Origin of the sequence: uncultured Thiodictyon sp. (assembly GCA_903837595.1) — a bacterium.
GTDB lineage: Bacteria > Pseudomonadota > Gammaproteobacteria > Chromatiales > Chromatiaceae > Thiodictyon.
Genome location: CAILVI010000471.1, coordinates 1 through 13,702 on the forward strand (window position 1 = coordinate 1; position 13,702 = coordinate 13,702).

12 protein-coding genes and 1 tRNA gene are annotated in these 13,702 nt (G+C 62.6%); 11 read left to right on the forward strand and 2 right to left on the reverse strand.

Annotated elements, in window-relative coordinates; translation table 11 throughout:
* Positions 1–106: 106 nt before the first annotated feature.
* The 11 genes from QZY44_RS28025 (at position 107) to QZY44_RS28075 (ending at position 11,546) form a co-directional block, all read left to right on the forward strand.
* A tRNA-Val gene (locus QZY44_RS28025) sits at positions 107–181 on the forward strand.
* A 126-nt stretch (positions 182–307) separates the two neighbouring features.
* Positions 308–811, forward strand: a complete 504-nt coding sequence (locus QZY44_RS28030) for an MEKHLA domain-containing protein (protein ID WP_295455836.1) — start codon at positions 308–310, stop codon at positions 809–811.
* A 328-nt stretch (positions 812–1,139) separates the two neighbouring features.
* Positions 1,140–3,335 (forward strand): bifunctional diguanylate cyclase/phosphodiesterase, encoded by a 2,196-nt coding sequence (locus QZY44_RS28035; protein ID WP_295455839.1) that lies wholly within the window; start codon positions 1,140–1,142, stop codon positions 3,333–3,335.
* An 80-nt stretch (positions 3,336–3,415) separates the two neighbouring features.
* Complete coding sequence (locus tag QZY44_RS28040) at positions 3,416–4,369, forward strand: hypothetical protein (RefSeq protein WP_295455841.1); 954 nt, start codon at positions 3,416–3,418, stop codon at positions 4,367–4,369.
* Between the two features lie 22 nt (positions 4,370–4,391).
* Positions 4,392–4,697, forward strand: a complete 306-nt coding sequence (gene kaiB / locus QZY44_RS28045; protein WP_295455906.1) for a circadian clock protein KaiB — start codon at positions 4,392–4,394, stop codon at positions 4,695–4,697.
* Positions 4,690–6,225, forward strand: a complete 1,536-nt coding sequence (gene kaiC / locus QZY44_RS28050) for a circadian clock protein KaiC (protein ID WP_295455843.1) — start codon at positions 4,690–4,692, stop codon at positions 6,223–6,225. The genes kaiB and kaiC overlap by 8 nt, the downstream gene beginning before the upstream one ends.
* A 273-nt stretch (positions 6,226–6,498) precedes the next feature.
* A complete protein-coding gene (locus QZY44_RS28055; protein WP_295455845.1) occupies positions 6,499–6,858 on the forward strand; it encodes a hypothetical protein in 360 nt (119 codons plus the stop codon).
* 125 nt (positions 6,859–6,983) lie between these two features.
* Positions 6,984–8,414 carry an Eco57I restriction-modification methylase domain-containing protein gene (locus QZY44_RS28060; RefSeq protein WP_295455847.1) on the forward strand — a complete coding sequence of 477 codons (1,431 nt, stop codon included), beginning with the start codon at positions 6,984–6,986 and terminating at the stop codon, positions 8,412–8,414.
* A gap of 154 nt (positions 8,415–8,568) precedes the next feature.
* A complete protein-coding gene (locus tag QZY44_RS28065; protein ID WP_295455849.1) occupies positions 8,569–9,861 on the forward strand; it encodes a phosphatidylserine decarboxylase in 1,293 nt (430 codons plus the stop codon).
* A gap of 385 nt (positions 9,862–10,246) precedes the next feature.
* The gene (locus QZY44_RS28070; protein ID WP_295455851.1) at positions 10,247–10,942 is read left to right on the forward strand and encodes a hypothetical protein; all 696 of its coding nucleotides are present in this window, start codon (positions 10,247–10,249) and stop codon (positions 10,940–10,942) included.
* Positions 10,929–11,546 (forward strand): hypothetical protein, encoded by a 618-nt coding sequence (locus QZY44_RS28075; protein WP_295455853.1) that lies wholly within the window; start codon positions 10,929–10,931, stop codon positions 11,544–11,546. Before QZY44_RS28070 ends, QZY44_RS28075 begins: the two co-directional genes overlap by 14 nt.
* A gap of 769 nt (positions 11,547–12,315) precedes the next feature.
* On the opposite strand, the gene QZY44_RS28080 is transcribed toward QZY44_RS28075, so the two are convergent.
* Together QZY44_RS28080 and rimI are read right to left on the reverse strand one after the other, a co-directional pair.
* The gene (locus QZY44_RS28080; protein ID WP_295455855.1) at positions 12,316–12,519 is read right to left on the reverse strand and encodes a hypothetical protein; all 204 of its coding nucleotides are present in this window, start codon (positions 12,517–12,519) and stop codon (positions 12,316–12,318) included.
* Between the two features lie 140 nt (positions 12,520–12,659).
* Positions 12,660–13,082, reverse strand: a complete 423-nt coding sequence (gene rimI / locus QZY44_RS28085) for a ribosomal protein S18-alanine N-acetyltransferase (RefSeq protein WP_295455908.1) — start codon at positions 13,080–13,082, stop codon at positions 12,660–12,662.
* Positions 13,083–13,702: the final 620 nt, after the last annotated feature.

Genomic DNA, 13,702 nt, shown 5'->3' on the forward strand with positions numbered 1-13,702 from the left:
CGGCCCCCCGGCCGCGACGGTTTTGATAGCAGCCCCCCCGGCCGCGTCCTGTTCTGCTATTTGACGGCCAGCGAGTCCGCCGCTACTATCTCGCTCCTGCCCTTCAGGGCGCGTAGCTCACCGGTAGAGCATCGCCTTCACACGGCGAGGGTAGGAGGTTCGATCCCTCCCGCGCCCACCAAATTATCAATCAGTTAGAGAAAGCCGGCGCAGTGCCGGCTTTTTTGTGCGCACGCGTTCTTGAAGCTGAATTTTGAGCCTGCCGAGGGCAGGCAGTCGATGGGCTCTCGCCAAGAGGCACACAGTAATGAACCGACTTGAGCCCCCGTTCCCACCGCCTGCCCAGGTCAATGCCTTTCTTGCGGACCATATCGGCCTGCTGCGGCGCAGTTACCGCCACCTCACCGGGCGCGACCTGATCGATTCCGGGCTCACCGACCAAGCCGCTGCACTGGCCTTGTTCGAGGCGCCCTTCGCGTTGCTCTCGCACGGCACTCAGGCCGATCCGATCCTAGCCTATGGTAATCGCACGGTGCTGCGGCTGTTCGAGCTCACCTGGGAGCAACTCACCGCCATGCCCTCGCGCTACACGGCGCAGGCGCCCAATCGGCAGGAGCGGGCGCGATTGCTCCAGCAGGTGACGGCGCGCGGCTATATCGATGACTATTGCGGGGTGAGGGTAGCGGCGAGCGGCCGGCGTTTCATGATCGAGAACGCCTGTGTCTGGAATCTGGTCGATGCGGGGGGCGCCTGTCACGGGCAGGCGGCGACCTTTTCGCACTGGCGCTATCTGGAGTCGAGTGCCGACTGATGTAGACCGCCGGGTGCGGTCGCATTCTGATATTATTGGCATTCTAAGAACCAAATCCGGACAAGGCGCGAATCCTGGGGAATCGACCTGCCGCCCAGGGTCGCCCGATCAACGTCCGCCCAGGGTCGCCCGATCAACGTCCGCCCAGCCAGACTCAGGCCATGCACGCCAACCCCTGTTCACGCATCGCCACACCTGCCCCCGGGGGCGGGGGACGCGCGTCAATTCGCATGCCATCCCGGCCGCTCGGTCGGTCGCGCGACTGCGCGCCCGTGCTCGACCCGTCCCGCGGACGGTGCACCGGACGTAGGGCCCCTGCGGCGTGTCGGTGAGCGCCGCCGCGACGGCCGCCGCCGTCCTGTGCGTCTTGGGACTCGCCCTTGGATGGCGCCTGATACGCCGCCGCTGGTCTGACATTTTGCTAGGTGCGGTGGTTCGCGGCGCGCCCGAGCAAGCGATCCGCCCCGCCTTAGAGGCCCAACGCGGTAGCCTGCGCGCCATCGCCGACGGCGCCGCGGAGGGGATCTTCCTGACCGATGACCGCGGGCGGATCGTCTATGCCAATCCCGCCGGGGAACAACTCCTGGGCTACCCCGCGGGCGCCCTGATCGGCTGCGATGCCCATGCCACCCTGGCGCCCCCGGAGTTACAGGGGCAGTGCCGGCACGGCCTGGAGGGCTTCGCCCGGGATGGCCGCGGGGAGTTTCTCGGCAAGGCCATTACGTTGCCGGCCATCCGTGGCGACGGCCGTCGGGTCCAGGTCGAACTGTGGGTCATCCCGCTCTGGCTGGATGAGTGCTGGCACGCCATCGCGGTCATGCGTGACCTCTCCGAGCGCCACGCACTGGAGCGCGACCTGGATGAGACCCGGCAGAATTTTCACAGCCTGGTCCAGGACAACCTCACCGGCATCCTGATCCTGGATGCCCAGGGCACGGTCCAATTCACCAACCCGGCGGCGGAGAGCCTGCTGGACGTCGGGGCGAACGGCCTGATCGGACAGCCGTTCGGCATCCCCGTCACCGGCGACCAAAGTGAGGCCAGGCAGACGGAGATTCGTACCGTCCGCCACGACGGCAGCGCCGGGGTAGCCGCCATGGGGGTGACCGAGACCCGCTGGCAGGGCCGCCCGGCCTATCTGGTCATGCTCCACGACATCACCGAACGCAAGGCCGAGGAGACCCGCATCCAACGCCTCGCCTTCCAGGACCGACTCACCGGCCTGCCCAACCGCGATCTCTTTTTCGATCGCCTGCACCAAGCCATCGAGTTTGCCTCGCGGGAGGGCAAGGGGCTGGCGGTGGTGTTCATGGACCTGGACCGCTTCAAGGTCATCAACGATACCCTGGGCCATGCGATGGGCGACGCCCTGCTGTGCGCGGTCGCCGAGCGCCTGGGCGCCCTGCCGCGCACCTCCGACACGCTGGCGCGCTGGGGCGGGGACGAGTTCACGGCGGTCTTCTATAATGTGGCCGACCAAGCCGGGGCGGACCGGATCGGGAAACGGCTGTTGAGCGCCTTCCTCCTGCCCTTCAACCCGGAGGGGCATGAGATGTACGTGACCCCGAGTATCGGCATCAGTCTCTTTCCTGCGCTGGCCACTGACCCGGACGTACTGGTGCGCCAGGCCGACGCGGCGATGTACGAGGCCAAGCGTCAGGGCGGCAACGCCTTGCGGCTGTACGATCCCAACACCGCCCTGACTGCCGAGTCCCGACTGGAGATCGAGCGCGACCTGCAAAAGGCCTTGCACCATGGTGAGTTGCTGCTGCACTATCAACCCCAGGTGGCGCTTGCCTCCGGTGAGTGTGTTGGCTTCGAGGCCCTGCTGCGCTGGCAGCGCCCCGGCTGCGGGTTGGTCGGTCCGGCCACCTTCCTGCCCCTGTTGGAAAGCTCCGGGCTCATCGTCGAGGTGGGCAGTTGGGTGCTGGAGGCGGCCTGTTGCCAATTGGAGGAGTGGTCTGCCGCCGGGCTCGTGCACTTATCCCTGGCGATCAATGTCTCGCCCATCCAGTCCGAGCGGGGGGACCTGTTCGCCCAAGTCGCCGAGACCCTGAATCGGCACGCGATCGATCCCCGGCGGTTGGTGCTGGAGTTTGCCGAGAGCGCACTTTTCGCCCACACCAACCGCTCACCGGACCTGCTGCAGCGCCTCGCAGAGCTTGGCGTAACATTGCATGTCGACGACTTTGGGACCGGATATTCCTCCTTCTCCGGACTGCGGCGTCTGCCCGTCGCCGCCATCAAGATCGACGAGCGCTTTGTGCATGATGTGGTGTCCGACGCCGGCAATGCTGCACTGGTAAGCGCCACCCTGACCCTGGCTCACGGCAATGGCAAGCAGGTGGTTGCCGAGGGGGTGGAGACCTTAGCGCAGGCCGCCACCCTCTACCGTCTGGGCTGTGACCTGGCCCAGGGCTATTATTTCGGTCGCCCGATGGTCGCGGCGGCGCTGCCGGAGTGGCTGCGGGGTTGGGGGCAGGGGAGTGGCGCGTGGCGCCTGGTGCGGGACCAGGAATTCTGAGTGAATACAAGATTTTTCAAATGCGTTATTTTGCGGACGACGACCATTCCCACCTTCCACGACACACGAGCCCCCGCGCCATGAGCGAGTCAGAGACCGCGTCGGCGGTGCCGCTGGACCAGGCGCGAGCGGGTGAGGCCGCGCCCGATCGGGGAATCGCCGTGCTGGCGATTGCGGATCCACCGGCCAGTTCCCCGGTACTGATGGTGGCGCAGGACGACCCCGCCGCCGCGCCGCTGCGGGTGACGCACGCCCCGCTGTCGCTGTCGGCGGTGTCTGCACTCCTCGCCGCAGGGGCATTCGACTGCCTCCTGCTGAACCTCGGGTCAGCGGACGCTCAAGCGACCCAGGCCCTGGCCGAGGTGCGGGCACTGGCACCGGACCTGCCGATCGTGGTCTATACGGACAGCGACGACGCCGCGCTCGGTCGGACCCTGATTGCCGCCGGCGCCGAGGACTGGCTGTGCGCGGCGGACCAGGACGCCCGGCACCTCGGGCGCGCCCTGCGCCACGCGGTGGAGCGCCACCGGCTGCGTCGCCAGCAGCGGCGTTGGGCGGAGGCCGCGGACTTGGTCGACCAGCGCGAGAGCGAGGAGCGCGGGGTGGGGCGCCTGCTCGGGGAGTCCGGGCGCGCCGGGGAGGCCGCGCGCATCTATGGCGCGGCCACCCTGCGCGACAGCAATCCCGGTCTGTTCGACGAGTTGTTGGAAGCCTATCTGGTGCTGATCGAGCACGCTGCTGCCAGTCAGATGTACCGCCTGCGGCCGGCGGCGCAGGACAGCGCCCGCCCCTTGGCCGAGCGGCTCGGTTTCATGGGGGCCGGACCGCGCGACGTGATCGAACTGCACACCGAGGCCCTGCGCCGGTTGGCCCAACGGATGGTGCCCACGGACGAGCACCACGTCGCCGTGGAGGGCCGCATCGTGGTCCTGGAACTGATGGGCTATCTGGCGAGTTACTATCGCCGGTATTATTTGAGTCGACAATCGCTCGCCGTCGAACCGGCGAACGCGCCCGACCGTCAACCGGGCTGACCCCCTCGCAATCATGGGCGCCATCATGGGAAAGTATTTATTGAGGCTGTATATCACCGGCCGCACACCGCAGGGCAACCGCGCCATCGCGAACCTGCAGCGTATCTGCCAGACCGAGTTGGCGGGGCGCTATGAGATGGAGGTCATCGACGTGATCGAGGACCCCCAGGCGGCCGAGGACGCCCGCATCATCGCCACCCCGACCCTGATCAAGGCCCTGCCGCCACCGCTGCGGCGCATCATCGGGGACCTCTCGAATAAAGATAAGGTATTGATCGGATTAGACTTGAGTGGTCCAGAAGACCCCAATGGAGACCATCATGGCTGAGCCCAAGAAGCTCCCCGCCGTCACCAAGCTGCCCACCGGCATCGACGGTTTTGACCACATCGGCCTGGGCGGCATCCCGGCGGGTCGTACCACCCTGGTGGCCGGCACTGCCGGCAGCGCCAAGACCATCTTCGCCGCCCAGTTCCTGGCCGAGGGCATCCGCCAATACGACGAGGCCGGGGTTTTCGTTACCTTCGAGGAGTCGGGTGAGGACATCCGCGCCAACGTCGGTTCGCTCGGCTGGGATGTGGCAGCCTGGGAGGCCGAGGGCAAGTGGGCCTTCGTCGACGCTGCCCCCCAGCCTGGGGACGAGGTGGTAGTAAGCGGCGCCTTCGACCTGGGCGCACTGGTGGTCCGGGTGGAGGCGGCCGTGCGGCGCATCGGCGCGACGCGGGTGGCGATCGACTCGCTGGGGGCGGTGTTCTCCCGCTTCGAGAACGAGGTGATCGTGCGTGCCGAGCTGTTCCGGCTCGCCTCTGCACTCAAGGGCCTGGGCGTCACCTCGATCATGACCGCCGAGCGCACCAACGAATACGGCGAGATCAGCCGCCACGGGGTTGAGGAGTTCGTCACCGACAATGTGCTGATCCTGCGCAATGTGCTGGAGGGCGAGAAGCGTCGGCGCACCATGGAGGTCCTGAAGTTCCGCGGGACCGTCCACCAGAAGGGTGAGTACCCATTCACCATCATGCCGGATCAGGGCATCGTGGTGATCCCGCTCTCGGCCATCGAACTGGACCAGCGCTCGTCTTATACCCGTATTACCTCCGGCAATATTGAGTTGGACGCCATGTGCGGGGGCGGTTTTTTCCGCGACTCGGTGATCCTGGTGTCCGGCGCCACCGGCTGCGGCAAGACCTTGACCTCCACCGAGTTCATCGCCGGGGGCGTGGCCCAGGGCGAGCGCTCACTGCTGCTGGCCTTCGAGGAGAGTCGCGACCAGTTGAGCCGCAACGCCTCCGGCTGGGGCCGGGACTTCGACCGCTACGAGCGCGAGGGTCTGCTCAAGGTCGTCGCCGTCTACCCGGAGGCCGCGGGGCTGGAAGACCACCTGATCCGCATCAAGCGCGAGATCGACTCATTCAAGCCCAACCGGGTCGCGGTGGACAGCCTCTCGGCCCTGGAGCGGGTCAGCTCCATCAAGGGCTTCCGCGAATTCGTGATCAGCTTGACGAGTTTTATCAAGCACAAAGAGATTGCCGGGCTGTTCACGGCCACCACCAGTAGCTTGATGGGTGGTGAGTCGGTGACCGAGACCCATATCTCCACCATCACCGACGCGATCATCCTGTTGCGCTATGTTGAGATGTTCGGCGAGATGAAGCGGGGGCTCACGGTGCTCAAGATGCGCGGCTCGGCCCATGACAAGGACATTCGCGCCTTCACCATCGACGGACGCGGCATGCATATCGGCGCCCCCTTCCGCAACGTCACCGGCATCCTCGCCGGCCACCCGCGCCATGTCCCCCCCGCGGAGATCGAACGTCTGGGGCAACTCTTCAGCAACGAGGGGCCGCTGGGGGATTGAGTGGGAGCGCCGCGCTCCCCGCCCTCGTGACACCGCGGCGGCTGTGAAAGTATTCCCGTAGGATGGGTTGAGCACAGCGAAACCCATCGTAAGCGCCTCGATAAGGCATTGATTGCTGCTTTTCGCTGCGCTCTGCCCGGCCTACGGAGGGTGCGTGGATTGGTGCGGCGGCGAATACCTTCATCGTCTCTGCGGCGATGTCGCCCATGGGTCAGGCGCTCCGCGCCGCGAGCGCCGGTGGCCACAGTTATGATCAAGACCGGAGCAAACTTCATGAGCCAAGCCCCTTTGTATCCGTCATCCGTCGCGTTGCCCGGCACCCTCACCCTGGCGCCGATCCTTACCGCCCTGGCACTCGCGGGTTGCGCCGCCTCACCGAACCAGCCGACCGGCGTCATCGACATCACCGTCAAACCCGGCGACACCGGGACCTGTGAGTCCACCCCCTGCCAGGTCAAGTTGGTGATGCCGCCGGGTAAGGGGACTTACGAAGTGACGGGCAACGAGGTGCGGGTCGGCACCTTCCCGGCAGGTCAGACGGTGGCGCTCGGCGGTTACTGGCAGTCCCAGAAATTCGCCATCGTCGGTGCCGGGGTGCCGCCGGTCTATGTCTATATCCCGGCGGACCGGTGAGCGGGCCTTGAACGTTAGGTCGCGCGCGCGTGAGACCGCTGCGGCGGTGTCACGCCTGCGTCAGGCGTTCTGCGCCGGGAGCGCCGGTGGGCCGTCATGATGATCAAAGCCGGTGAGCGACATCATTGATAACCGCCATTGAACAAGCCCGGCGGCAGGTGGCGAGTGGCACCACGGCGAAGAAAAAGGCACTGCTCGGCCAATTTTTCACGCCCGCCAGCACGGCTGAGTTTATGGCCGGCCTCTTTCCTGATGCCCGCGGTGGGACCTGTCACTTGCTCGATGCGGGTGCCGGAATCGGCTCGCTGTCCTGCGCCTTCCTAGAGCGCTGCCTGTCCGGCCGGCTCGATTTCAATCATGTGCAACTGACGGCCTTTGAGTGTGACGAGGCGATCCGGCCCGAGCTGGACCGCTCGCTTTCCAGGTATCGGGACAAACTCGGCTTTTCCTATGAGGTCGTGGGCGGCGATTTCATCGAGTCCGCGGTCAATCGCATGCAGTTCGGGCAGCATGGCTTCACTCACGCCATCCTCAATCCGCCCTACAAGAAGATCAGCAGCAACTCCCGTCATCGCCTGCTGCTGCGCCAGGCAGGCATCGAGACCGTCAACCTCTATTCTGCCTTTGTCGCCCTGGCCCTGCTGCTGATGGCGCCCGGCGGTCAACTCGTGGCGATCATCCCGCGCAGTTTCTGCAATGGGCCATATTACCGACCCTTTCGCAACCTCTTGCTGGAGCGCGCGGCCATCCGGCACTTGCACCTGTTCGAATCACGTACCCAGGCATTCAAAGACGATGACGTGTTGCAGGAAAACATCATCATCCGTCTGGAGCTTGGTGCCCCGCAAGGCCAGGTGACTATCTCCACATCCACCGATGACCGCTTTGCCGACCTGTGCCGCCACGACTACGCGTTTGACCGGATCGTGCGCGCGGACGATCCGCAGCGGTTTATTCATATTCCGACGGCTCCGGGCACCGGGACCAGCGAATGGGCGCCGGCCATTGGCTGTTCGCTGGCCGATCTTGGGATCAGCGTTTCCACCGGTCCAGTCGTCGATTTCCGGTTGAAGGAGCATCTGCGCGACAGCCCGGGGCCGGGCACCGTTCCCCTGCTCTACCCCGGCCATTTCAGCCGTGGGGGCGTCGTCTGGCCCAAGGTCGACCTCAAGAAGCCGAACGCGATCCGGCGCAATGGTGACACCGAGAAATGGCTTTACCCGAACGGATTCTATTGCGTGGTGCGCCGCTTTTCATCGAAGGAAGAGAACCGCCGAATCGTGGCGAGCGTCGTCGATCCAGCCGCGTTCAGCGATGCCCCGATGTTGGGCTTTGAGAACCACCTTAATCTGTTTCATGAACACAAACAAAGCCTGACCGCCGCGCTGGCGCACGGTCTGGCGGTTTTTCTCAATACGACCGCGGTTGATGAATGCTTCCGTCGCTTCAGCGGCCATACTCAGGTCAATGCCACCGATCTGAAACAGATGAAATACCCGAGCCGTGCGGAATTGATCGAGATGGGCGACGAACAGCTGCGGGTGTTGAGGACTTGATCGAGCAAGGCGGTGTCCGCACCGCGCCGGCCCCCGGTTTCCGGACTATGCTTAGAGTCGCCCGCCAGCTCGGGTAGGAGGCGGCGCTGATCGAGGCCCGGCCGGGCCTTGGCACCAAGCCAAGCCGTTCCACGACCCAACGAGGAGTCATGCCATGTCCACCGTATCCCGCCATCGCTCTACGTGGCTTACCGCTGTACTGATGTTGCTTGCCCTCATGGCCCTGCCGGTGCTTGCGCGGGAGCACGCACCGATCACCAAGCAGTTGCAGGCCCTGATCGAGGCCCAGCCGCAGGTCGGCGACCTGCTGACGCAATCCATCGCCGCCGCGGCCAAGGTCAACCCGGACCGGGTGACCAACCCGGTGCAGACCCTGCCTGAGTACTACGCCTTCATCGACGAGGAGACCAAGCTGATCCCGCAGCAGATCGTTGCCAATCCGCCGAGCATGATCCGCGACCAGATCCTGCAAAACATCTGCTACTTCTACTTCCTGGTGGATCAGCCACTGGATGCCTTGAAGGACAAGGGCCTGTTCGACAACACCATCCAGTACGCCGAGCCGTTCTCGGCCTGGCTGCGGGACTTCACCAATAGTTGGGGCCGGTTCCTCGACACCGAGCCGTCCTGGACCCAGGCGACCTATCAGCAGTTCCTGGCGGACCCCAGCTTCGGCCTGATGAACAACTGGTACGAGTCGCCGGCCCGCTGGACCACCTTCAATCAGTTCTTCGCCCGCTATCTGCGCGCCCCGTCGGTGCGGCCCATCGCCGCGCCCGACGACCCGGCAGTGGTCACCGCGCCGGCCGACTCGGTGCCCCAGGGCGTCTGGCCCATTGATGCGCAGTCCCGCATCCAGGTCGAGGGCGGCCTTCAGGTCAAGCTCTCGCGCTTCTTCAGCATCCCCACGCTGCTCGGTCCGGACAGCGCCTACGCCGACGCCTTCGCCGGCGGCGTGCTGACGCACACCTTCCTGAACGTCAACGACTATCACCGCTATCACTTCGCCGTCGGCGGCACCGTCAAGGAGCTGAACCAGGTCCGGCAGAACGTCGCCCTGGAGGTCACCTGGAATCCCGCGACCCGGCGCTACGACCCCGTCGATTCCACCGGTTGGCAGTTCAGCCAGAGCCGCGGCGTGGTCATCGTCGACACCGGGGACCACGGCCTGGTCGCGCTGATCCCGATGGGCATGGCCGTGGTCTCATCGGTCAAATTCGAGCCCGGGGTCACGGTCGGCAGCACGCACCAGAAGGGCGAGATGCTCGGCAACTTCCTGTTCGGCGGCTCCGACTTCGTCATGGTCTTCCAGCCCCAGGCGGGCTTTGTGCTGACCGCACAGAAGGACCCGGCCGATCCGAACGCCTATGCCCACCTGTTGATGGGTGATGCCTACGGGAAGTTGGCTGGCGCCAAGACCGAGCACAAACGGCGGTCTACACGCTAGCTCGGCCGATCGGGCTGAGTCACGTCCCTCGATCAAGGCGGGGACCGTGTCTCCGCCGTGGGGCTCACCCCCGGCCAGGTCTACTGGGTGCGCCGGTGCGCCATCGGCAGCAGTCCGGGCCTTGGACCGATCCGTTGAGTACAATGGCGGTGTTTTGGGTTATCGGCAGCCCAGCCGGGTTCCCCCCTCGACTCCGGATGCCCAAGCTCCGCTTGGGCATCCGGTCTTGGAAGCTCTGCCTCCTATGCTTGCGGGAACAATTTAACCATGCCCCTTAACTTTTTATAAGGTTATGGACCTTTACATCATGATACATGCTGATATCCAGGGAAAGACGGGGGTACCAGAGGACGTTTTGACCTCCTGTTGTCTCGGTTTGTTACGATTGCTGCCAGATGAAAATCTGATCGAACTATTGGCTCTGGCCTGTCATCATGATGGACGCAAGCTTGATTTGACAGGCATTGACACCGTGCGAGAATTAGAGTTTTGGCCTTGGCTGCGTGATGGAGGTGCCCCTGACGCTGTCGCAACTTTGGGCTCAAATTCGACACCACGTCGAGTTAAAATAGTGATTGAGGTAAAGCATGGGTCTGGAAAATCCGGCGGGGATGAGGATCAGTTGGCTAAGTATTATAACGCCGCAGCGCGACAGTACAAGAACCACGACGTTTTTCTAGTATACCTGACCCATCATCGGGATATGCCAATCGGCGACCTTGAATCAAGTCTATCGTGTTTAGCTGGCGGTGCTGTTATTTACTGGTTGAATTGGTTTGCTGTCGCAAAATGGTCTGGCGAAAAACTTCATAGAAGCCAGGCATCAACAATTGAATCGCGCATTCTCTCTACGATAAATACCTATCTGATATTGAAAGGCTACCAACGATTCGATCAACTGAATGCCGCGCCATGGGAGTCGACGGGCGAAACCATTTATGCAAGGAAATATATTGAAAAAGGCGCGCCCTTAAGGCTCTGCTGTGACCCAGCATACAGACGGACATATGTGAAGCAACTAAATCTTCATGCTATTCCCTGTCTTTATACGCGCGGAGGTATATCTAATGAGCTATGTTGAATTGGTTTCGGCGCTAAAGAGTGCTGATGTATTTCATAAGAATCTATTGCTCATGTTTGATGATTTGGTATCCCTGGTTAGAGAGAAAGCTTACAATTCTATATTGAAAGATCTAACTGGGCCAACTGGGCCTGAAGGTGGCTACTGGATCTGGAATGCAAACGCCTCTGAACACAGGCGACTGTGGATCTTCAGTCACGACGATCGCATTCGCTTTGTGGTTATGCTTATAAAAACTCATGAGGATCACTTGAAAGGAAATAGCGCTATTTTCAAAGCGATGTGCGCTCAGCTAAAACGCGACCCCAGGTTTCCTCTGCTGCTCATCTATGGCGTCTTCGAGCCTCGTGACTCCAATCGTTTTAACAAGGATCAAAATCTTCGGCGTCATTGGGCGCGGAACGCCACATTGATCGAGATAAGAGGCGAACAGGAGCATTCTGACATTGCACGGCTACACCTTGGCGATGAATTCACGTTGGAGAGCCAAGTAGACACAGATTCCTGGTGGTGCGAAAAGGGCAAGTTCGTCATTCGTGACCTGACCACAATTACCGACGCAACAGAGCTCTGCTGTGTTGCCGACCATTTGCTGAATTTTTAAGCTTCTGGCCCCAAAAGAGTTTTAGAGGACGGACGCGCAACCACGCCGGAGCCAAGGGGCTAGGGAGCGAAATGGGCCATGCTCGAATTCTTTTCCGGGAAGCAAGAGTATGGGGCTAGGTTATTTAATCAAGCATGGCCCGCTAATGGAAGATCGCATGAAGCAACTTTGAAACCAATAGTCTATATCGAAATTTTAATTGTTAGCTATCTAACGTCGCGGCCAAGCAATGATATCCGTGTAGCCGCAAACCAGAATACAATGATTGAGTGGTGGGGAAATTGCCGTCCCATATTCGATTTGTTTATCTCTGAGAATTCGGCTATGAACCGCCAATAACTTGTACACCCCAAGAACTGATGGAGGGCGGATGTCATGTGGCAAGACCCAATAGTGTAAAGAAACCCGCGAGCGTCGGGAAGGCTATGCTGGGCGGTTCAATCATGACCCCGATGCCATCCTTGAGGATATTCTTAAACGCCAGGGTCAAACGGGGAGAGAGCTGGTGACTATGCCCCCACGCGAGCCCCGATCCAAACACAAAGCGGCCTGACATAAATCACCGCATGCCCTTGGCTGGAGCGACGATCAAGACCCGGTTTGGCCTTGGCCATAACCCCGGTCACCGGACTAACCGCAAGGTCGTTGGTCCGCACAGCGGACCCTACAAGCTACGAGGACGGCGCAAGCCGTTGGCTCTGCTGTGCGGACCGATCGCCCTTGCCCGGAATGATGATCAAGGCGCTACCGCGTTTGCAACGTTAGAAAATCACTGCAAAACGGGGGCGTCGGCGTTACCTTTGGCGGCGATCCGCGCAACGTCTTCGGCACTGAATCCCAGTAACTCGGCGACTTCCCCAGCGTCAAGCCCGGTCAGCAAGCGGCGCACAATCAGTGCCTCGCGCGTCGCATCGCCATCTTCGTACCCGATCGAGTAAGAGGGCAATTGCTTGATATCGACCTGCGTGAGCATTCGTTGAGCCTTTGGCGGTCATAGAGAAAGGTTACCACGATAAAGGCTTGGCGGGTGTGCCACAAGCGGGTTCAGCACCATCACTGCAAGGGTGTCCAAGCGGACGAAGTCGCTGGCGGAAATGGTTTGTGATTTCGGAATCACAACGCCAACGCCAACACCACCGCATCCTCCCGCCCATAGCGCGCCGGATAATACCCCCGGCGGGTGCCGATCTCGCAGAAGCCCTCGGCGGCATAGAGTGCGCGGGCCGGCTGATTGGAGACCCGCACCTCGAGAAAGGCGGTGTCCGCGCCGCGCTGCTTGGCGAGTTTGAGCAGGCGCCGCAGCAGCCGCCGGCCGAACCCCATGCGCTGCCAGTCGCAGTGGACGCAGATGTTGAGTACGTGGCACTCGTCGGCCCCGATGGACATGACGGCATGGGCGACGACCACCTCGCTCATCTCCGCGACCCAGCAGTTGTAGCCGACCCGCAGACACTCGCGAAACACCTCGGCCTCCCAGGGAAAGTCGTAGGTCGCCCGCTCGGACGCCATCACCGCGTCGATATCGCCCTCCTGCATGGGGCGCAGGTTCAGGCCGATTTGCAATCCGGTAGTCACGGGTGCGGCCAGCTGCCTGGATTGGCGGTCAGTCCTCGAAAAGCGACAATGAACGCGAAGGGGGATAATGTGTTGTAAGCGCTTCCGGCAAAGGATAGGCCGCCTGGCGCGTACCGGCGAGATAGCCACCTAACGGCCATGGCGGCGGGGGCCTTGGTCAGCGTGTCGGCCGCCGGCCCTCGCGGCGCGCAGCGCCTGACACCGGCGTGACACCGCTGGAGCGGTGTGACGAGACAAGCTTTTCCACCCACAAGGGGAAAGGGGGCAAGAAGATCGGCGGTTTGCACTAGGACAGGCGCCAATGCCGCGGCAGGGGGCGGGATGATGATCTTGATACTATTCCTTTTCTCAATAGCGTTCATTGTTTTTCGTCGCGCCTTTGCGAGCTAACTGCCGAGTCCAGGTTCACCAGGCGTCCCCGTTATCATGTGGTGCGGTGCATCGGCCGCGGTCGCACACCTTAGCCACTGCACAAGGATCGCGCCAGTGGGCAATTTTCCGCCGAACAGGCACTAGACAGCGTCCCCCGGGCGGGGCTTTGGGTTTATAGTTCTCCGCTGAATTCTTGAGGGGCACGGTCC